The organism is Sphingobium sp. RS1 (assembly GCF_056156825.1).
In genome coordinates, this window is record NZ_JBLZXE010000002.1 from 602,146 (window position 1) to 621,560 (window position 19,415).

The following is a 19,415-nucleotide window of genomic DNA, read 5'->3' on the forward strand; positions in this document are numbered from 1 at the left end:
TCTACCATTGCCGAGCGTATCACATCTGCTGCGTGCAGACCTTAACCTGTGTCACAGCAATTATTACGCTGCAGTCCAGACGGGCGATTTTGCCCCAAAGGCTGAACTTGGTTTGTCACTCCCGTCCTGCGCAAGTCCGCAGCGCTCATGATTTAGAACCGGAATATTCCACCTGTCGAAAGCGGACATGGACCTGTGGCGCATTAAAAGTGTTAGCGTCCAATGATAAAGATGGAGAGAGGGCACCACGTGCGGTGGAGCGTTCGAATATCAATCGGCCTGTGCCTGTTTGCCTGCGTCTGCCTCGTCACCCTCGCTGCTTTTCCCATCGCCCTATTCAAAGACAGGATCACCGATGCCATGAGTGCGTGGCTCGCGGCCAAGGTCTCTGTCGGATCGATCGAGCGGCGTGAGGCTTTCTCGTTCACGCCAACGATCCTGATAAGGGATCTGACGATCCGGCAGCCGCGATGGGCAGGCACTGGCAATATGGTTCAGGCCCGATTGGTGGAAGTTCGCATCTCGATCCTCTCGCTGGCAACGGGCGGCGGCGGCCGACCAGACAATGCCGTGGCGCGCGGGCTGTCGCTCGCGCTGGTTCGCGACGCATCAGGACGGGCGAACTGGCAAGGAAGAGAGGACCACCATGGCGGCAACGACAAAGGCACCGGCCTTGGTCGATTGCTTGTCTCTGACGGGCGGCTGTCGCTGCGGGACGCCAAGCGCGCCCTTTCGCTTTCCGGCACCCTTGTTTCCGACAGGACAGGCTTGCACATCGATGCAGCGGGTCGCTTCCATCAGGCACCCGCACGCCTCACGATCGCAGGAGCGAAGATCGACGGACAAAAGCCTGACGCTGCCTACCCACTCGAACTGAAATTTCACTCGCCGTTGCTACATCTTGCAGCATCGGTACAAACCCGCGGACCGCTTAACCTGCGATCCATGTCGCTCGACATACGCACGACGGCGCCGAACCTCAAATATCTCGACGATGTCATCGAGGCAGGGCTGTTTGGGACCGAGCCGATCGACCTGCACGCCAAGGTACGAAACGCTAGACAGGACTGGTTCGTCGAGCGCATGACAGGTCGTATCGGTCGTTCGACATTAGTGGCAAAGGCCGATGTGCTTAAACGTGGGGGGCGAACGAAGATCGATGCCGACGTCCATTTCAGCGCGTTCGATTTCGACGATCTGTCGGATGCGCAGGGCAAGGCGAAAGCCAGGGCAGTCGAAGCCAGGGTCGGGTCTCGCGTCCTGCCCGATACCCGCATCAACATTTCGAAGGTAGGACCGACCGATGGCGTGATCCGATTCCGGGCGGATCGGCTGTTGCTGACGGACTCCGTGTTTCACTCATTAGCAGGTACGATCCGTCTCAACGGCAAATTGCTCGAACTTGATCATATCCGGGCGGGCATGGCGAGCGGTCAGATGACCGGTGCAGTCAGGATCGATCAGCGCGGTGGCGCCGCGAAACCGCGTTTCGCAGTGGACCTGTTCTTTGCTGACGGTCGCCTCGAAACATTGATCGGAACGGACGGCGTGTCAGGGCCTTTGCGCGGCCGGATGGCTCTGTCAGGCACAGGCGATACGGTCCGGGAAGCGCTCGCCAGAGCTAATGGCCATGCCGGGCTGGTGGTGCGCGATGGGCGCGTAAAGCGCACTCTCGCTGCAGTTCTAGGTCAGGATCTTGGCAAGGCGATCAGCGCTGCATTGCGCGATAAGGAAGCGGAAATCCCCCTGCGCTGCCTCGCTATCGACTTCCATGCGAAAGATGGCTTCCTTGTCCCGTCCCCATTTGTCGTCAATACGTCAATATCGTCCGGCACGGGCCAGGGTAGCATGTCATTGGCGACCGAGCGCATCGCGCTCACCATCAGGGGACAGTCACGTGAGCCGAGCGGCCTGCGCCTTGTCGATCCGATTGCGGTCGGAGGCACGTTCTCATCGCCAACTCTAAGTGCCGCTGGCGACCCTCCTGGCAGCAAAGTTAGCGCAGGTTCCGTCGCCAAAGCCGTTGGGAAGTCGATCGTCGGCGCGCTGGGCCTCGCTAAAAAGCATGAGAAGGATCACAAGACCTCATTTATGCAAATCGACTGCAGTTCGATGGAGCAGCAGATTTTAGCCGCTCGGTCCCCGCGTCGTTAGGGGATGTCGGCGCTCTCGATATTATCAATCCTTACCCACAGGCTTAAAGAGCCTCCATTGACCCGCAAAATTGCCTTTCCTGCATCGTCGGCGGTAATTACCTCTTCGCAATGTCCCAGAAAATCGCAGAAACTTGCTCCGCTATGGTCTGTCCCCAGCTCAACCGCTTTGCTTGTCTCTGCGCCATTGTTCACAAGAAGGATACAGCCAGGCTCGGCTGAAGTACCGTGCCTTATGATGCCAAGGCAATTGGGATCATCAAACAGGTCTGTCTGGGCACCGTTGGCAAAGCGCTGTCGGGCTTCGATCAGGCTTGGCAGGCATGGAACCGCCTTGATCTCGATCTCATAGGTTTCGCCGTCGCCACCGACGTCGCTATATTGCGCACCATAGAGGTCGGGATAGAAAATGCAGGGCACGCCCTGCTCGCGGATCAGGATCAGCGCATAGGCGAGCGGCTTGAACCAGTCCTCGACCGGCGCCTCGAGTGCCTGAAGCGGCTGGGTGTCGTGATTGCCGACGATCGTCACCGCATGATCCGGCGACGCCGCGACCAGGCTTCCATCGAAGATGGTGCGCAAATCAAAGCCGGCCCCAGCTAGCGCTGCATCGTACAAGCGATGGTGCAGGCCGACATCGAACAGCATCAACTGCTGGTCGACCAGATCGAGATAGGCTTGCAAAGCCTCCATATCGGGATGCCAATATTCGGCGACCACGAACAACTCGCTGTCGACGCTCTCACGCATATGCCCAACCCAGTCGCGGAAGAACCAGGCCGGGATATGCTTGGCCGCGTCGAGCCGGAAGCCGTCGCAGGGAAGCTGCTCGGCTAGCCAGCGCCCCCAATATTTAAGCTCCTCGTAGACAGCTTTGTTACGGAATTCGACATCCGATCCCATCAGATAGTCGAAATTGCCTTTCTCCCCGTCAACCTCGTCATTCCACTCGCCATCGCCATACTCGTTAACCAGACGGAACACGCCCTCCTCGTCCGGCTCCTCGATATGATCGACGCCGGTGAAGCATCTGGCGTCCCATACGAACTTTGAATATTGTCCCTGTCGTCCTGGAAAGGTGAAACGAGTCCAGGCGCGCGCCTCGAACGCCTCATCCTCGATATCCTCGCGATTGTCGGGATTAGCGCGGCGTACGGCTACCTGTTCAGCCTCATCCGCGCCCATCTTGTGATTGAGTACCACGTCATGGATGACGCGGACACCTGCATCGCGCAAGGCGCTGGTGGCGTGCTCCAGCGCAGGGCGATCGCCATATTTGGTAGCGATCGATCCTTTCTGGTCGAATTCGCCCAGATCAAACAGGTCATAACTGTCATAGCCGACCGAATAGCCACCATTTGCGCCCTTATAGGCGGGCGGCAGCCAGACGTCTGTGACGCCCATTTCCTTCAAGCTCACCGCTTTTTCCGTGACCTCGCTCCATAGCCGACCGCCGTCGGGATAATACCAATGGAAGAATTGAAGCAGGGTCCGTCCGGCCATGAAAGCTCCTGTCGCATAAGATGCTGCGGCCGCTAAACGATATACTCGTAGACTTGTTGCAGCCGCTCACGATCCACATGAAATTCTGTGCGGTCAGCTTTATGCGAACATGGATCAAGAAAGCAGAACGCCGGGGAACTTCAACGGCGAACAGACGTCTCACTGGCGGCGACAGGAACAGCCTGACCGCCAATGATCTGGAGCCATTGCGCTATGCACGACCGCCGTTTGATGGATGTCCTGTCATCCTGTAGCGAGACCCTCCAAATCCGGCACAATGCCCATCGCGAAACACAGACAACCGTCGCGCGTCATCTTCTTCATCGTGAAAGAATGGGCGAAACGATCACGTTCGTCAGTACGGCCTCGCGCGTTATGTGCATGGAAACCGAGAGACTCTGGGAACTCAGCTTGCGGCAGCATGACGACAACCAGCTTCACGTGGCGGGAGCAAGTCTCGAGGAATGCCTTGAACTGGCGAGCGCGATGATGGCCCAGCGGCCGACCTGCGCGATCGCGGCTTGACTCTGGCGCGCAATTGGCCGGCTTCTGAAACCTGCACATGACGCCTCAAGCCATAACGACCTGCTTGCCCAGGCTCGCTTTTGTCGGCGCCGGTCCAACGACCATCTACACGCTGCACGCTCTTCTGAGTGCCGCATCACAGCCATTTGACCTCACAATCTTCGAGGAGCAGCCCGGTATCGGTCGAGGGACGCCCTACCGTCCCGGCTGGAACGACCCCGCCATGCTGTCTAACATTGCCAGCATCGAGATCCCTCCCCTCGCCCAGACGCTCATTGAGTGGCTGGATGCCCAGGGCGAGGACCGTCTGACGGCACTTGGGATAAAGCCGGGCGAGATCGATGACCGCAGCTTCTATCCCCGTGTCGCACTGGGAGAATTTTTCTATGATCAGTTACAGATGCTCCTGCAGCAGGCGGTGGAGAAAGGCATAGGCGTGACCGTCCGCACGCGGTGCAAGGTTCTTGACGCTGTAGGCGCGCCCGATGGCATGACCCTTGTCGTACAACCGGCGCGGGGTGAGAGATTCGAGCACCGGTTCGATCATGTCGTGCTGGCGACCGGGCATCAATGGCCCGCCGAATCCGAATTGCGCCCCGGCTATTTCCTGAGCCCCTGGCCCGCTTCAGCATTGGCAAAGCTGCCCCCGACCAAGATCGGCATCCGTGGATCGTCGCTCAGCGCTATCGACGCGGCCGTAGCGCTGGCCGTGACGCACGGGGAATTTGTCGAAGAGGCAGATGACGCCATCTCCTACAAACCAGCCCAGGATAGCGACGATTTCCACATGACGATGATGTCACGCAAAGGGCTTTTACCCGAGGCCGATTTCTATTTCCCCATCCCTTATGAGCCGCTTGCCATCTGCAATCCGCAAGCGATTGAGGCGCTCATCGAAAGCGCGGATCCAGACCTGCTGGATCAGGCGTTCGCGCTGTTCAAAAACGAACTAAACGTTGCCGATCCGGACTATGCCGCGCGCGTCGATCTTCCATCCGTCAGCCTCGAAGACTTTTGCGATCGCTATTTCGCCGATCGGATTGCCACTGATCCGTTCGACTGGGCCGAGCAAAATCTTGCCGAAGCGGCCGCCAATTATGCCGCTCATTTCATGGTCCCCTGGCGCTATGCGATCCTGCGCATGCATGAAGTGATCGAATTGTTAGTCCCGCATCTCGGACAGAGCGATTTTCGCCGCTTTTCCAGATATTGGAAGCCGGTCTTCGTAGATGACTATGCCACGGTCCCGCATGAATCGATCAGGCGCATGCTCGCACTCCATCGCGCTGGCAAGCTCGACGTCATGGCCGTCGGCGAGGCATATCGGGTCGATAGCCATGGTCCTGAAAATGGCGCCGTCCTCCATCTCGATGATCAGAAAATCCACTTCCCCATCTTCATCGAAGCGACCGGGCAGCGAGCCTTGCCCGCCAAGGATTTCCCTTTCCCCTCGCTGCTGGACCAAGGCGTCGTGCGGGATGTGTCGCCGGGCGAGCGCGGGCCATCGCGCGGTATCGTGATCGACGATGCCTTTCATCCGGTATCCGATGCCATTTCGGAGGATCAGCTATTTTGCCTGAGCCTCCCTTTCATTATGGGGCGACATCCTTTCATCCAGGGCATCACCAGTTCGCATCACATGGGACAGGTCGTAGGCCCAAGGCTGGCCGCAGCCATAGCCGGGCATTTTGAACCAGACGAGGTGCCGGCGACGGCAAACGCGCAATGAAATTATTCGCCATCTATGTCGGGGGCGAAATGCCCGGAGCCAATATCGAGCTGCATGACATGCGGTTTGTGGTCGCCCCGTCGATGGCCAGAACGCCCGCCAGTCTCCATATCGATTGCTGGGCAGAAATCACCCATGCAGACGGCTATGTCGTAAGTCTAAGACCCGAGCCCTTTACCGGGCCGGAGAAGCTCTATTTCGTCAATCTGGGCGGCTATGATCCCGCCGAATTCGCCGAACGGCACCAGAATGTCTTCGTTGTTGCCAAAAGCGTGACCAAGGCAAAGGCGCGCGCGATGCAGGCTGTGCAAGGGTGGGGCGAATTGCATCGTGACGACATGTATGAAGCGGAACAGGCCTTCTGCCTTAACGACTCCACGTCCAGCGAACAGCTCCATATTCATCTGACGCCAGGTGGCCCCACTGAGCCACCGTCTTTCATCTGTCGCTACAAGCCGATCGGCAAAAAAGGCTGAGCGGTAATATGTTCAGTCTGCATGGGACAAAGCATAACGTCGACAATGTTCGAGATAGCCGCCTTCATGCGCAGCGCTCAGGTCGACGATACTGTCCCACAGCCAGGACGGCGCATCATTGCCTCCACCGCGTTGCCGGGCGAGTGCTGCCGCCCAATCGTCCCGCTGCGCCTGATCGAGTTGCCGGGCATGCGCCTTGCCCACGACATGGGCGAGATAGCGGGCTGCGCGGGTCGCTTCGCTCCGCGAGAATTGGTCAATCTCCAACTTCAGGTCCTGCGGCAGCAATTCCCGCAGCACCATAGATCGGCCCATCAGGGTGACCGGTAGCATTCGCGTGCCAAGATTGGGTGCCAGCGCGCAGGCGCCTGTCACCACACGCTCGGCATGATCGGCGGGCATATCGGTATCGGGATAGGCTGGCGCGGCGGCGTCCAGCGCCTCCTTGAGATCGACGAGCGCTACGCGATCAGGGTGTTTGCGCGACCCGCCTATGCCGAGCAGCACGGCATAGCGAAGCGTACCGAGCGAGCTGCATCCCTTGATCCAATAGGCACTGTCGAGCAGTCGTATCCGATCATCCGTTTCCCGCTTGTTCAGCGACAGGATCATCGCATGCACCTCGGGTTGATCGATCAGTGTCTCGATGGCATCGCGCTCCTCGGCGCTCAGCGACCAGAATTTTTTGCCGAGCGGAATTTCGAGGTCGAAGTCGGGCAACCGCTCTTCCGCCAGATGCCGCCATTTGCGTCCCAACGCGCGTCGCCTCACGGCCCGAACGACGTCAGGCTCCATTGCAGGGAAATCGTGAGGCGCACCTTCACCCTCAAGAGCCAGTTCATAGCCCTCAACCATTTCCTCGATCATGCGCGCGGTCGTAACGCCGGGAAGATCGGAGCCGCGTGCGGCTGTCGCCAGCGAAAGACCCAGGCGAATAAGGTCGTGGGCGGGATTGCCGATCACCGACTGATCGAGATCGCGGATCTGGATATCGACCCTGCCGTCAGCGTCGGCCAAAGGCCCCAGATTGCCGACGTGACAATCCCCACAAATCCAGACGGGTGGCCCGATCGGCAGACGCGCGGCCGATCTGGAATGGGCCAGCCATTCATAGAAGCGCACGGTGTTGCCGCGCACATAAGCGTGGGCCGAGCGCGCCATCTTGAGGTCGCGCGCATTTTCCAGATAGCGCCGCCGCTCTTCGCCGAAGAGCTTCATGCCAGGATACGCACGCCTGGCTCGCGGGCGTAGAAGCGCTGGCTCGCCGCCTTGACGAATTTGGCATCAAGACCCGTCACACCCTCGTCCGGCTCCACGCCAGCCTTGTCGAGCAGGGGCCTGGCGGCCTCGCTCGCGCCAATGGCCTTGAGATGACCGAACGCATTCATCGCGAACTCGACGGCCGCACCCTCTTTCAACAGCATCTCGCAACCAGCCTCTGACAAGTTGATCGCAATCGCGTCAAAAATCTGGCTGGGCGACCCGGCAAGCTGGCCATCGGCCTTCTGCCGCGATCCGTCGGACAGTTTCGCGCCGCCGACCTTGGGCGCGACGATGAAGACCTTGCCCTTGGCCTTGGTCACGGCAGCGACCAGCGATTTGAGTTCGGAAGCGTCACTGCCGTCCGCGATCAAGATGCCGACCGTGCGCCCTTCCAAGGTCGCCTTCATATTCTTGTGGATTGAGAGCGCATCGGACGGCGTCATGTCGACCGGCGCCTTGGCAGCGGGCGCTTTCTTGGGGAGCGCAATGGCGAGCCCGTCGGCGACCCGCTTTGCCAAATCCTCGTCTACATTGCGCAAGTTCGCCACCATCCGTCCGGGCACCTGATCAAGCAGTTCGACCTTCGACAGTTCGAACACGAAGGAAGAAGCGATATGCGCCTGCTCCGCCTCCGTCTGTGACCGGTAGAAGAGGCGCGCCTGGCTGTAATGGTCGGCGAAACTCTCCGGCCGGACACGCAGCTTGTCACCGTCTTCGTCCGGGCCAGTCGGTGCCGCGGTCGCGGCAAAGCCCGATGCCGGGCATTCGCGTGGACCGCCTTCCTCGCCATGGGCGGCCAGGCTGTTGGGCTCATAATTGGCCCGTCCTTTGGGCACCATCATCTGCATCTGGCCGTCTCGCTGGAAATTCTGGAACGGGCAGCGCGGCGCATTGACCGGGATCTGATGGAAATTGGCGGTCCCAAGGCGCGACTTCTGCGTATCGAGATAGGAGAAGAGCCGGCCCTGGAGAAGCGGGTCGTTCGAGAAGTCGATGCCCGGCACGATATTGCCGGGGCAGAAGGCGACCTGCTCCGTCTCGGCAAAGAAATTGTCGACATTACGATTGAGCACCATGCGGCCGATGATCCGCACGGGCACATCCTCCTCCGGGATCAGCTTGGTCGCGTCGAGGACGTCATAGGGCTGCGCATCGGCAAAGGCCTTGTCGAACACCTGGATCCCCAGTTCCCATTCGGGGAAATCGCCCGCATCGATCGCCTGGAACAGGTCGCGACGATGATAGTCATTGTCGGCCGCCTGCAATTTCAGCGCTTCGTCCCAGATGGTCGATTGCAGGCCGAGCTTTGGTTTCCAGTGGAATTTGACAAACTGCGTTTCGCCTGCGTCGTTGACGAGGGTGAAGGTATGGACGCCAAACCCCTCCATCATGCGCAGCGACCGGGGCAAGGTCCGATCCGACATCGCCCACATCAGCATATGGGTGGTTTCGGGCATGAGCGAGGCCCAGTCCCAGAAGGTGTCGTGTGCGCTGCCCGCTTGCGGGTAGCCGCGGTCGGCTTCCATCTTCACGGCATGGACAAGATCGGGAAACTTCATCGCGTCCTGAATGAAGAAGACCGGGATGTTGTTTCCGACCAGATCCCAATTGCCCCCGCTCGTATAGAATTTGACGGCGAAGCCCCGCACGTCACGCGGCGTATCCACCGATCCCGCGCCACCCGCCACGGTCGAAAAGCGCACGAAGACTTCGGTTTTCTCGCCCTTCCTGAACAGCGCCGCTTTGCTCAGATCGGAGATGTCGGCGGTCGCCTCAAAATAGCCATGTGCGCCCGAACCACGGGCGTGGACGATCCGCTCGGGGATGCGTTCATGGTCAAAATGAAAAATCTTCTCGCGCAGCACAAAGTCCTCGAGCAGCGTCGGGCCGCGTGCGCCTGATTTGAGACTGTTCTGATTGTCCGAGACGCGGATGCCCTGGTTCGTGGTCAGGATTGCATTGGCATCGGCGCCTGTTTCTGCCGTCTGGTGGGTTTCGCCGCCAGTGGACGAACGCGCTTGCTTCGGTGTCTTGGCCATTGGGAGCCTCCCTGCATGAAAGATGCGGCCGGCGGCTTAATGCCATCATGGCCACTCGCATCACAAACGCTTCGTTGGCTATTTGGTCACTGTTGCAGGCGATTCTCAGAAAGAATTTATATCGGGGAAATGACGGAGCGCATCAGCTCTCCGATCGTTATGGCGGCGCAGACAATGACCATCCTTATTCCCATCCTTGGCGATCAGCTGAGCCATGACCTGACGTCGCTGCGCGATGCGTCGCCTACCAACGCCGTAATCCTAATGATGGAGGTGATGGATGAGGCCACCTATGTCCGACATCACAAGCGCAAGATTGCGCTGATCTTCTCGGCGATGCGCCATTTCGCCCAGGAGTTGCAGGAAGCAGGCTGGGCCGTCGATTATGTAAGCCTTGACGATGCCAGCAATAGCGGCAGCTTCACGGGCGAAGTCGCGAGGGCGGTGAAGCGCCACCACCCAGCCGAGATTCGCATCGTGGAGCCCGGCGAATGGCGCGTGAAGAGGATGATCGATGGCTGGGCGGCAAAGTTCGGCATGCCTGTCGATATCCGGCCTGACGACCGCTTCATCTGCGGGATTCTGGAGTTCCAGACCTGGGCGCAGGCGCGCAATGATCTGGTGATGGAATTTTTCTATCGTGAGATGCGACGTAAGACCGGCCTGTTGATCGACGATAAGGGCAATCCCGAAGGCGGGCAGTGGAATCTCGACAAGGAAAACCGCAAGCCGCCCAAACATGGACTCAACTATCCAGAGCCGATGCATTTTGCCCCCGACGAAATCACTGCCGAAGTGATCGCGCTGGTGGAGCAACGGTTTGGCGGGCATTTCGGCCGGCTGGAGAAATTCGCCTTACCGGTCACCGCCACGCAAGCACGACGCGCCCTCAAGCATTTCATCCGCACAGCGCTGCCTGACTTCGGCACCTATCAGGATGCGATGGTGACGGGTCAGGACTGGCTCTATCATAGCTGGCTCAGCCCGGCACTGAACCTAGGCTTGCTCCGTCCGCTGGAGATCGCGCACGCGGCGGCCGACGCCTATGCGCGCGGCGATGTCCCGCTCAATGCCGCTGAAGGCTTCATCCGTCAGGTCATCGGCTGGCGCGAATATGTGCGCGGCTATTACTGGCTGGAGATGCCGGAGGTCGCCGACGCCAACGCGCTGAACGCGACGCGGCCGCTGCCGGAATTCTACTGGACGGGCGAGACGGACATGCGCTGCATGGCCGAAGCGATCCGCAATACCCGCGATCATGGCTATGCCCATCATATCCAGCGGCTGATGGTGCTTGGCAACTTCGCCATGCTGGCCGGGGTCAAGCCACAGGATGTCGCCGACTGGTTCCTCGTCGTTTACGCCGATGCCTTCGAATGGGTGGAACTGCCCAACGTCATAGGCATGAGCCAGCATGCCGATGGCGGGCGCCTCGCGACCAAGCCTTATGCCGGCGGCGGTGCCTATATCGATCGAATGTCCGATCATTGCGGCACCTGCCATTATGATGTGAAGCGCAAGACCGGACCGGATGCCTGCCCGTTCAACGCGCTCTACTGGGATTTCCTCGCCCGGCACGAACGGCGCTTTCGCCGGAACCGGCGAATGGTGAATATGTACGCCAACTGGGACCGGATGAAGCCGGATGTACGCGATGCCTATCGTGCCAGCGCCGCCGCTTTTCTGGAGACGCTGACGCCTGCCGCTAAGGGCTGGGCCCGATAGCCCAGCCTCCAGCAGCCCGTCAGACTTCCGTCAGCCTGCACGCTTCGGCCAACTGTGTCAGGATGGATTCATATTCGCAGGCTTCCTGACGACCAGAATAGCGCGCAGACGCTCGGGGATCATGACGCTGTCGCCATAAGCGGTCGCGAGAACAAAGGGCATGCCTATCGCCACCGGAAGATCGGCCACTTCCGCCAAGGTCGTGTCCTCCCTGATCCAAAGCGCCCGAACCAGGCATGAAACAGCGTCTCTTCTGTCTCAATTCCTCTAGCCATCCCGCCACGGCAACCCTGTCGCCCCAATACCTCAACACCCTCCGCACGCTTCATCTGTATCTAATTCAACGATTGATGTGACCACAACAGGCAGGTCGGCGTTGCAACGACGAGAATATCGAGAAGGAGCCTCCACATGCACAAGGAACGCGAAGATGGCGAGACAGTAACCCATCTTACCGAAATAGAAGCACGCAGCGGATCGCGCACGCGTATGACCAGAAACATATTGATTGTTAGCCTTGTCCTCGTTGCGATATTGCTGGCATTTGCACTCGCATTTGGCTTCTTCGAGACCGATCGTAGCGGTGCCGACGGCGTAAATGCCGATGCGCAACAGCATAATGCCACACGATAGGCGCTTGCACGCAAGATTAGCGCAAACTGGGCACCGGCGATCTGGCGCGCAGGGGATCGCTTGAGTGAAGACCAAGACATGGATCCGGCTTTGTTGGAGGAGGAAGCGCGCGATATGGACGATCGTCGGGCAGGCTCGCCCAAGGTGGTCCACGAAGTTGTGCGCCTGCAGGGGGAGGAAGAGCTTGAGCGGCCCGTGCTCGGGCTTGCTCTCTCTGGCCTTGCGGCAGGTCTGGCGATCACGACATCGCTACTGAGCGAACTCTACCTGCGCATGCGACTTCCGGATACTGACTGGGCGGAACTCATTTATCTCGCAGGCTATCCGGTCGGCTACATCATCGTGATCATGGGCCGGCTCCAGGAAAGTACCGTTACCGCCATGTTGCCCGTAGCGCTCAAGCCCAGTCTGCAAGGCCTCGGGCGTTTGTTACGACTATGGGGAACAGTCCTCTCCGCCAATTTACTCGCCGGTCTGCTTGTCATCTTCCTGATAGCGAACGAGATTGTCATCACCCACGAACAGCGCATGGTGGCGATCGACATATTTAAAAAGTTGCCGCGGCAGGAGGGGCTAAAGACCTTGGCTCTGGGTATTCCCGCCGGCTTCATCATGGCAGCCATCGCCTGGATACTTCCGAACGCCAAGGGCAGCGAATTCTGGGTCATCTCTCTATTGAACTATGTGATCGCACTGGGCGGCTTCAGCCATGTCGTGACGGGAACGTCGCAAAGCGCCTTTCTGTGGATGAGCGGGATTCTGAGCTTTCATGAACTCGTTGCGGACCTCGTCATGCCGGCGCTGATCGGCAATATCATGGGGGGTACGGGTCTCTTCGCGGTGCTTGTTCATGGGCAGGTTCGCAGCGAGGTTCAGAAGTCAGACGACGATATCAGCTCTCAAGATCAACGAGAGGCAGCGATACTGTACTGGCCATGAGGTGCCTGCGCAGCTCGCCATCTTGATGCAGTTTGCAAAGGGGTGTCGTTGCGCTCATCCCCTTATGGCCAATGGATCGGTAGCTGCCTGCAGCGGCCATTTGGTTGCATCAGGACGGTAGCCCGTTTCCCTTATGCCGCGAGTTGGCCGCGTCCGCTTACTTTGGCGCGATATAAGGCTTGATCAGCCCTCAGGAGTGCTCCTTTAAAGTCGTCTTCTGCATCAGCCACCCGAGCAATCCCATGCTCAGGCTCCACGCGGCAGGCCATTACCCGCCCTGCATCGGCTAATAAGCGCTTCGGCGATACGGCGCTGACCTTCGCAATCCGCCGGCAACAGGAGGATGAATTCATCGCCGCCCGTCCGCGCCAGAGCGCCATCGGCTGCCTCTGCCATGCGGCACGCTTCATCCGCAATTCCACGCAGGATGGCATCACCCATCTCGTGGCCATATAAATCGTTCACGGTCTTGAAGTGATCGACATCGATCGCAATCACGGCCGCGCCTGGCGCCAGAAGTCGTCCCTTTTCCAATTCCAGCCCCGCGCGGTTCCAGGCGCCGGTTAACGGGTCACGCAGGGCTGCGGCATGCAGTAGCGCCTGCGCCCGATCGACTGGCAGGACAAGCAAGCCAAGATTAAGGATGCCGAGCAGAGCCTGATCCGCCAGCAAGGGCAATATGCCCATCGACTTGGCCCCGGAAAGAATTCCCAGATCGCCGATCAATGCCAGCAGGAAAGTGGGGATATAGGCCAGCATTGCGACGCCGGCGATCCGCTGCCCTCGCAAAGGCCCTTTTACCATCATGCCGCCGCTGATCGCCATGGCGACCGTCAGGCCAAAGACATCGCTGATCTTGGGCAAAAGAGACGCTGGGTTGAGCCAGCCTATGCCTACGGCGATGAGGGGCACGGCATGCGCGAGGCCGATAACCATCGGCGGCAATGCCATCCACGGCTCCCATACGGCACGCCCCTCAAAATGACGCAGCCCCGTGACGGCCAGTACATTGCTGAAGGCAAGCAGCATGACAAGGATAGTCGCGGGTATCAGCGCGCCCTCGGTCCAGATGCCAAAGCCCAGCATGACGCCCCCGTACAGAAAGGAGCTGAGCGACCAGTAGAGGAGATGATCTTCCTCCCGACGACCACGCCATAGCAACAGGAATACGAAGCCAAAGGCGGTCGTGTTCAACAGGCTGCACAGCCTTAGCGTATCAATCTCCGGAAGTGTCATCTGGCCCCTGCTTCGGTGACGCTTCATTCGCTGGAACTGGTTAATATACAGTCATTTTTCAAAATTTCGTCGCATCACGCAGACTATATGATGACGATGCGATGCCCTCGGTCATTGCGGGCATCGCGCTCAAGGCCGGAACCGCTCATGTCCACCAGTGTTCGCTCACAATGCTTCATCATGTTTCTTTAGGAACAGCCGATCTTGATCGGGCGCGCGTCTTCTACAATCCCATGATGCGCGAAGTCGGGCTCTCCCGGACGCTCGATGTCGAAGATGCGGTCGGATATGGCGCGGGGATCACGGTCTTCAGCTTAAACCTGCCTGCCGACGGCGCGCCGGCCACCCCCGGCAACGGCGTGCATTTGGCATTTGAGGTGGAAAAGCGCGAGGCAGTGGACAATTTCTTCCGCACCGCTCTTGCACAAGGCGCGCGCCTTGACGGCGAACCGGGCCTGCGTCCGCAATATGACGGGCATTATTATGCTGCTTTTGTCCGCGATCCTGATGGGAACAAGATAGAGGCGCTGAATTTCTCAGCGTCCTGATTATGGGGCGCGACAAAAACTGACGCGCCCCTGAACCTTTATTTCTCTTCTTCGAAAAACACTGCGTTGGTGCCAGATGCACTCAACCTTACCGTGCCATCCGCATCGATGCCGGCGATCAATCCCTGGCTAATATAATGGTGGTGCCCTTCATGGCTGCCCGTGGCGCCTTCGATCTGCGCGCTACTGTCCTTCTTCGTCAGTTTGATGCGGTCGCCATCGACATGATCGACGGTACCCAGATGAACGCCATCAGCGCCAACCACTTCGGCATGTTCCTTGATGCTGCTTAGATCGACCAATGCAGCAATCGATCTGGAATGGAACGCTGCCCATGACGCGAACAGCTGGACTTTCGGGCAGGGGAAAAAGGGCAAGCCGCTCGAATTTCCGCGCATCGACCAGGCTACCGTTGCCGGTACACGCTTGCGCTATCTCGATCCGCGCATGCGCCTTCTGGCCGATCTGGATTTCGAGACGATCACATCGCGGGATGCAAAAATCGGAAAATCAGTGGATGTCTCCGGATCAGGCAAGATCAGGGACACGCCCTATCGCCTCGCAGCAAAGCTGCTATCGCCCGATGAGACGGCCAATCGCGGCCGCAATCGCCTCACTGCGCGCGCATGGGCCGCCCATAATGTGATCGATGTTGCAGGCACCCTGCCGTCCATTGCAGATATCGAGAATGTACCGCTGGAGACCCGTGCAAGCGGGCGCGACATGTCGGAATTGCTGGCCATCATCGGCGTCGCCATCCCGCAGACCCGGCAATATCGGCTGAAAGCAAAGCTCGTCAAAAAGGGTGACGTCTATCGCTTCAGCCATGTTGGCGGGACGTTCGGCAACAGCGATGTCGCAGGCACACTGACCGTCACCAATGCCGAGCGGGTCCGGCTGGATGCAGAGCTTACCACAAAGCAACTGGACATCATCGATGCCGCGCCCTTCATCGGCTATAATCCCGATATCGTGGCCGCGAAGGGGGCAAGTGCTGCCGCGGCTGCAACGGGCGCAGGCGCCAATCGCATTCTGCCCGATGCCGCGTTGCCGGTCGAGACGATGCAGCGCTTCGACGCTGGCCTTAAATGGCGGATCGGTGCGGTCAGGTCGCGCAATGTCCCGGTGTCCGATATCGACCTGACGCTCGCGCTCGACAAAGGACGGCTGGCGCTGTCGCCGCTCAGCTTTGCCATGGCGCGGGGCAATGTCGCAGCCGATATCATTTTCGATACACGGCAGCGACCGGCCGCCGACAGCTATGACATTCGTCTCGCTCCGACGCCGATGGGCAAATTGCTCTCCGGCTATGGCGTAGCCGAGTCAGGCACGTCAGGCACCATCCGTGGCCGGATCCAGCTCAAGGGGCGTGGCAACACCATTCACGACAGTCTGGCGAGCGCCGATGGCCGGATCGCCTTCGTCATGCCGCAGGGCAGTTTTTGGACACGCAACGTCCAGCTGGCGGAACTCGATCTGGGCACCTTCGCCTACAAGATGTTCGAAGGACGCCTGAAGGAGCCGGTGGCGATCAATTGCGGACTGATCGCCTTTTCCGTTCGCAACGGCCTGGCGGCAACCGACCCGATCCTGATCGATACGAAGAAGAATGTCATTACCGGTCGCGGCGGTTTCAGCTTCCGTGACGAGGCGCTGGACATCGGCGTTCGAGCTGACGGAAAGAAATTCAGTCTTTTCTCTGGCCAGTCGCCGGTGAAGATCGGTGGGCATTTTGGCGCGCCCTCGCTCGGCGTCATCAGCCCGGAATTGCTGGGACGTTCGGGCGCAGGCCTTGGGCTTGCCCTGCTTGCTACGCCGCCCGCCGCCGTGCTGGCCTTTCTGGACTTAGGGGACGCGAAAGCGGCCGCTTGTGGTCCGGTTTTGGCTGGGGCGAACGCGGCGGCGCAACGTACAAAAAGCGGCAAGCCGCGCGACGACGTCGCGAAAGAGAAGGGAAAGAAGCGCAAAGACTGATCGGCGGAGCGGACCGCCATTCTGCTTCAGCCAGACTTGAGCTTCAGACTTTCAAGAAATTGCATGACCGCTTTCCAAACCTCTTCCGCGCCGTTCGGATTGCGGTCCGTGCGGAGGGAGGACGCCCCGTGAACGGCACCGAGGCGGGGCGTGAAGAGCCTCTTGCGATCTCCCGGAATGGCATCGAAAATCGGCGCGGACTGGGCCAGTTCGTTGCTTGCCTGTGTGATGAACACCGGCGCGCTGACGCGGGCCGCTGCATCACGGACATAGCGTTTATCTTCAAAATACTCGCCGGGCGAAAAGGCCAGCACAGCTGTGACAAGATCAGGATTATCCGCCGCCACCCGCAAGGCGAGAGACGCCGAATAGCTGCTCCCCATCAGGACGACCGGCGCGCCCTGAAGCCGCGCCCAGTTGAGCGCTGCCACCAGATCCGGCAGGGCATCGAGATAAGCTTTCGACGATGCGCCATATTTGTTGACGGTCCGGTTGGGTCCGAAAAGCGCTCCACCCGATCGTTGATCGACTGCGAGCGTGCTATATCCGGCCTGGTTCAATCGATGGGCGATGTCCCGATATTCATAGGCGCTCGACCCTGCCTGATGGAGCAATATTATGGTCGCCCGCGCATGCGCTACGGCGACATGATCGGCAAATATCTTCCTGCCGTCGCCGGTACCGATCACCACTGTTTCAGCAGCTGCTGTGAACACAGCGTCCGGGCTTTCCCCAGGCTTTTCCTCAGCCTTCTGTGGCTTATCGCATGATATGAGTGCCAGCACGGCAACCCCGACCAACAGACCCCTGATCATTTTTCGTCACCCGATCCGGTCATCTGGCGCCCGGCGCGACGCGCCAGACCGTGTTGGATAGGTCGTCCGCGACCAACAGGGCGCCAGAGGGATCATAGGCAACCCCGACCGGTCGGCCACGCGCTTGCCCGTCCTTGATAAAGCCGGTCAGGAAATCGACCGGCTTGCCGGCAGGCCGGCCATTGGCAAAGGGTATCCAGACGACCTTATAGCCCGACAAATCCTGCCGGTTCCAGCTGCCATGTTCGCCCACGAACGCCCCGTCGGCAAAGCGTGGTCCAAGGCCGGCACCGGTCGGGAATGTGATGCCGAGCGCCGCGACGTGCGACCCAAGCGCATAGTCGGGCCGGATCGCCTTCTTCACCATGTCAGGCTTTTGCGGGTGGACGCGCGGGTCCACATTCTGGCCCCAATAGCTGTAGGGCCAGCCGTAAAAGGCGCCCGGGCGTATCGCCGTCATATAATCGGGCACAAGTTGCGGCCCCAGTTCGTCGCGTTCATTCACGACCGACCAGAGCGCCTTGGTCTGCGGATGAATAGCGAGCGCGGTGGGATTGCGAATGCCCGAGACCAGGGTGCGGTGTGCGCCGGTGGTTCGGTCGATTTCCCAGATGACGGCGCGATCCTCCTCGATCGCCATGCCGCGTTCGCCGACATTGCTGTTGGAGCCGATGCCGACATAGAGCTTCGTGCCGTCCGCGCTGGCCGCCATCGCCTTCGTCCAGTGATGGTTTATGCGCGAAGGGAGTTTCGTAACCTCCTGCCCAGCCACCTCGATCCGCGTCTGGCCGTCGCGATAGGGGAAACGCAGCACCGCATCCTGATTGGCAACGTAGAGGTTGCCCTCGACATAGGCGAGGCCATAGGGCGCGTTGAGACCGGCGATGAAGGTGGTCCTGACCTCCGCCCGACCGTCGCCATCCCGGTCGCGCAGCAGAGTGATGCGATTGCCGCCCTTGACTGGCGTCTTGCCGCGCGCCTTAATCACGGTGGCGATAAGATCCTTGGGCCGCAGCGCGGGCGCGCCGCCGCCCGATCCTTCGGCCACCAATATGTCGCCATTGGGCAGGACCAGCATCTGGCGCGGTACCTTGAGGTCAGTCGCGAGCGCAGTCACCGTGAAGCCCGCAGGGGCAGTCGGGCGCTCGCCATTCCAGCCTGTTGGCGTCGCGATGTTCATAGGCGGCAGCAATGTCTCGCGCTGGTCCGGCAGGTCTGGGCGTTCGCCGGTCTGGTCGATGCCCGGCTTGCTGGAACCGCAGGCGGACAGGGCCAGCGCCAGAGCGATCGTTGCGGTGATCTTCATGCGCATCAGGCGTTCCTCGTCCCGGAGTAGGCGACCCAGCCGGCGGCGAGAGCGAGGCCGGCGCTCAGGATTGAGAGCAGGAGGCCGACTGTGCCGACCGAACTCCATCCATCACGGCTATGCTGAAAGGCGTTCACCAGCCCCGTGACCCACATGATCGCGAGCAAGACAGGATAGAGGCCAGCGCGCCGCGTCTTCGTCCGCGACTGCACCGCGCCGACCACAGCCCAAAGCAACGTGACCGCCCCCATGACGAGCGCTCCGGCATTGAGCCATGCAGCGAAATTGCTCCACTGCATTTCCGAGCTGGTGAGGAAGGTGATGTCTGCGATCAGCGCGCCTGTGAACAATGCAACGGGAAAGGCCAACAGCAGGGCGTGTAGCGGGTGAAGCAGCGACCGGGGCGCCGTAGATAGGGTGTTCATGAAGGGGCTCTCCAGACAGGAGCGAAGATCATGAACGGGGAATGCCCGGGATGGCTGACCGGTTCCGCTCCACACCGTTGAAAACGGGGATTTGTTGCGCCGCAGAAATGTTTGAACCTTGATGGC

General features: G+C 59.9%; 18 protein-coding genes. 9 read left to right on the top strand and 9 right to left on the bottom strand.

What is annotated here, in order from left to right; translation table 11 throughout:
- Positions 1-360 precede the first annotated feature (360 nt).
- Positions 361-2,154 (top strand): AsmA family protein, encoded by a 1,794-nt coding sequence (locus ACNHGR_RS04540; RefSeq protein ID WP_475284289.1) that lies wholly within the window; start codon positions 361-363, stop codon positions 2,152-2,154.
- Here ACNHGR_RS04540 and amyA read toward each other — a convergent pair.
- Entirely contained in the window at positions 2,151-3,656 is a 1,506-nt protein-coding gene (gene amyA, locus ACNHGR_RS04545; RefSeq protein ID WP_475284290.1) for an alpha-amylase, read from the bottom strand. The two genes, ACNHGR_RS04540 and amyA, sit on opposite strands and share 4 nt — an antisense overlap.
- A gap of 213 nt (positions 3,657-3,869) precedes the next feature.
- Here amyA and ACNHGR_RS04550 point away from each other — a divergent pair, with 213 nt between their 5' ends.
- From ACNHGR_RS04550 to ACNHGR_RS04560, 3 genes are read left to right on the top strand one after another with little or no spacing between them, the layout of a single operon-like run.
- Entirely contained in the window at positions 3,870-4,181 is a 312-nt protein-coding gene (locus tag ACNHGR_RS04550; RefSeq protein ID WP_475284291.1) for a hypothetical protein, read from the top strand.
- A gap of 37 nt (positions 4,182-4,218) precedes the next feature.
- On the top strand, positions 4,219-5,910 hold the full coding sequence (locus ACNHGR_RS04555; RefSeq protein ID WP_475284292.1) for an FAD/NAD(P)-binding protein: 1,692 nt from the start codon (positions 4,219-4,221) through the stop codon (positions 5,908-5,910).
- Positions 5,907-6,386 (top strand): DUF1543 domain-containing protein, encoded by a 480-nt coding sequence (locus ACNHGR_RS04560; RefSeq protein WP_475284293.1) that lies wholly within the window; start codon positions 5,907-5,909, stop codon positions 6,384-6,386. Before ACNHGR_RS04555 ends, ACNHGR_RS04560 begins: the two co-directional genes overlap by 4 nt.
- Positions 6,387-6,398: 12 nt before the next feature.
- On the opposite strand, the gene ACNHGR_RS04565 is transcribed toward ACNHGR_RS04560, so the two are convergent.
- Together ACNHGR_RS04565 and ACNHGR_RS04570 are read right to left on the bottom strand one after the other, a co-directional pair.
- Positions 6,399-7,604: a DUF2252 family protein gene (locus tag ACNHGR_RS04565; protein ID WP_475284294.1), complete on the bottom strand. Its 1,206-nt coding sequence runs from the start codon at positions 7,602-7,604 to the stop codon at positions 6,399-6,401.
- Positions 7,601-9,688, bottom strand: coding sequence for a catalase (locus ACNHGR_RS04570; protein WP_475284295.1), 2,088 nt, complete (start codon positions 9,686-9,688; stop codon positions 7,601-7,603). Before ACNHGR_RS04570 ends, ACNHGR_RS04565 begins: the two co-directional genes overlap by 4 nt.
- Positions 9,689-9,862: 174 nt before the next feature.
- On the opposite strand from ACNHGR_RS04570, the gene ACNHGR_RS04575 reads away from it, so the two are divergent.
- Positions 9,863-11,413, top strand: coding sequence for a cryptochrome/photolyase family protein (locus ACNHGR_RS04575; RefSeq protein WP_475284296.1), 1,551 nt, complete (start codon positions 9,863-9,865; stop codon positions 11,411-11,413).
- A gap of 57 nt (positions 11,414-11,470) precedes the next feature.
- Here the strand turns inward: ACNHGR_RS04575 and ACNHGR_RS04580 are convergent, their stop codons facing one another.
- Positions 11,471-11,611 (bottom strand): response regulator, encoded by a 141-nt coding sequence (locus ACNHGR_RS04580; protein WP_475284297.1) that lies wholly within the window; start codon positions 11,609-11,611, stop codon positions 11,471-11,473.
- Between the two features lie 213 nt (positions 11,612-11,824).
- Between ACNHGR_RS04580 and ACNHGR_RS04585 the strand changes: the two genes are divergently transcribed.
- Positions 11,825-12,046 carry a hypothetical protein gene (locus tag ACNHGR_RS04585; protein WP_475284298.1) on the top strand — a complete coding sequence of 74 codons (222 nt, stop codon included), beginning with the start codon at positions 11,825-11,827 and terminating at the stop codon, positions 12,044-12,046.
- A gap of 60 nt (positions 12,047-12,106) precedes the next feature.
- On the top strand, positions 12,107-12,985 hold the full coding sequence (locus ACNHGR_RS04590) for a formate/nitrite transporter family protein (protein WP_475284299.1): 879 nt from the start codon (positions 12,107-12,109) through the stop codon (positions 12,983-12,985).
- Between the two features lie 246 nt (positions 12,986-13,231).
- On the opposite strand, the gene ACNHGR_RS04595 is transcribed toward ACNHGR_RS04590, so the two are convergent.
- Complete coding sequence (locus ACNHGR_RS04595) at positions 13,232-14,221, bottom strand: GGDEF domain-containing protein (protein ID WP_475284300.1); 990 nt, start codon at positions 14,219-14,221, stop codon at positions 13,232-13,234.
- 170 nt (positions 14,222-14,391) lie between these two features.
- On the opposite strand from ACNHGR_RS04595, the gene ACNHGR_RS04600 reads away from it, so the two are divergent.
- A complete protein-coding gene (locus tag ACNHGR_RS04600) occupies positions 14,392-14,769 on the top strand; it encodes a VOC family protein (protein ID WP_475288320.1) in 378 nt (125 codons plus the stop codon).
- A 38-nt stretch (positions 14,770-14,807) separates the two neighbouring features.
- Here the strand turns inward: ACNHGR_RS04600 and ACNHGR_RS04605 are convergent, their stop codons facing one another.
- A complete protein-coding gene (locus ACNHGR_RS04605) occupies positions 14,808-15,071 on the bottom strand; it encodes a DUF2171 domain-containing protein (RefSeq protein WP_475284301.1) in 264 nt (87 codons plus the stop codon).
- Between ACNHGR_RS04605 and ACNHGR_RS04610 the strand changes: the two genes are divergently transcribed.
- On the top strand, positions 15,052-16,743 hold the full coding sequence (locus ACNHGR_RS04610) for an AsmA family protein (protein WP_475284302.1): 1,692 nt from the start codon (positions 15,052-15,054) through the stop codon (positions 16,741-16,743). The genes ACNHGR_RS04605 and ACNHGR_RS04610 overlap by 20 nt on opposite strands.
- A gap of 26 nt (positions 16,744-16,769) precedes the next feature.
- Here the strand turns inward: ACNHGR_RS04610 and ACNHGR_RS04615 are convergent, their stop codons facing one another.
- The 3 genes from ACNHGR_RS04615 to ACNHGR_RS04625 are packed head-to-tail and all read right to left on the bottom strand — an operon-like array spanning position 16,770 to position 19,289.
- Positions 16,770-17,558, bottom strand: coding sequence for an alpha/beta hydrolase (locus tag ACNHGR_RS04615; protein ID WP_475284303.1), 789 nt, complete (start codon positions 17,556-17,558; stop codon positions 16,770-16,772).
- 19 nt (positions 17,559-17,577) lie between these two features.
- Entirely contained in the window at positions 17,578-18,870 is a 1,293-nt protein-coding gene (locus ACNHGR_RS04620) for a PQQ-dependent sugar dehydrogenase (protein WP_475284304.1), read from the bottom strand.
- Positions 18,870-19,289: a DUF2231 domain-containing protein gene (locus ACNHGR_RS04625; protein ID WP_475284305.1), complete on the bottom strand. Its 420-nt coding sequence runs from the start codon at positions 19,287-19,289 to the stop codon at positions 18,870-18,872. Before ACNHGR_RS04625 ends, ACNHGR_RS04620 begins: the two co-directional genes overlap by 1 nt.
- Positions 19,290-19,415 lie beyond the last annotated feature (126 nt).

What these genes read in the sequence shown, in the direction of transcription:
- ACNHGR_RS04540 (WP_475284289.1), top strand. Translation starts at nt 361, where the DNA reads ATGAGTGCGTGGCTCGCGGCCAAGGTCTCTGTCGGATCGATCGAGCGG.
- amyA (WP_475284290.1), bottom strand. Translation starts at nt 3,656, where the DNA reads ATGGCCGGACGGACCCTGCTTCAATTCTTCCATTGGTATTATCCCGAC.
- ACNHGR_RS04550 (WP_475284291.1), top strand. Translation starts at nt 3,870, where the DNA reads ATGCACGACCGCCGTTTGATGGATGTCCTGTCATCCTGTAGCGAGACC.
- ACNHGR_RS04555 (WP_475284292.1), top strand. Translation starts at nt 4,219, where the DNA reads ATGACGCCTCAAGCCATAACGACCTGCTTGCCCAGGCTCGCTTTTGTC.
- ACNHGR_RS04560 (WP_475284293.1), top strand. Translation starts at nt 5,907, where the DNA reads ATGAAATTATTCGCCATCTATGTCGGGGGCGAAATGCCCGGAGCCAAT.
- ACNHGR_RS04565 (WP_475284294.1), bottom strand. Translation starts at nt 7,604, where the DNA reads ATGAAGCTCTTCGGCGAAGAGCGGCGGCGCTATCTGGAAAATGCGCGC.
- ACNHGR_RS04570 (WP_475284295.1), bottom strand. Translation starts at nt 9,688, where the DNA reads ATGGCCAAGACACCGAAGCAAGCGCGTTCGTCCACTGGCGGCGAAACC.
- ACNHGR_RS04575 (WP_475284296.1), top strand. Translation starts at nt 9,863, where the DNA reads ATGACCATCCTTATTCCCATCCTTGGCGATCAGCTGAGCCATGACCTG.
- ACNHGR_RS04585 (WP_475284298.1), top strand. Translation starts at nt 11,825, where the DNA reads ATGCACAAGGAACGCGAAGATGGCGAGACAGTAACCCATCTTACCGAA.
- ACNHGR_RS04595 (WP_475284300.1), bottom strand. Translation starts at nt 14,221, where the DNA reads ATGACACTTCCGGAGATTGATACGCTAAGGCTGTGCAGCCTGTTGAAC.
- ACNHGR_RS04600 (WP_475288320.1), top strand. Translation starts at nt 14,392, where the DNA reads ATGCTTCATCATGTTTCTTTAGGAACAGCCGATCTTGATCGGGCGCGC.
- ACNHGR_RS04610 (WP_475284302.1), top strand. Translation starts at nt 15,052, where the DNA reads ATGCTGCTTAGATCGACCAATGCAGCAATCGATCTGGAATGGAACGCT.
- ACNHGR_RS04615 (WP_475284303.1), bottom strand. Translation starts at nt 17,558, where the DNA reads ATGATCAGGGGTCTGTTGGTCGGGGTTGCCGTGCTGGCACTCATATCA.
- ACNHGR_RS04620 (WP_475284304.1), bottom strand. Translation starts at nt 18,870, where the DNA reads ATGCGCATGAAGATCACCGCAACGATCGCTCTGGCGCTGGCCCTGTCC.
- ACNHGR_RS04625 (WP_475284305.1), bottom strand. Translation starts at nt 19,289, where the DNA reads ATGAACACCCTATCTACGGCGCCCCGGTCGCTGCTTCACCCGCTACAC.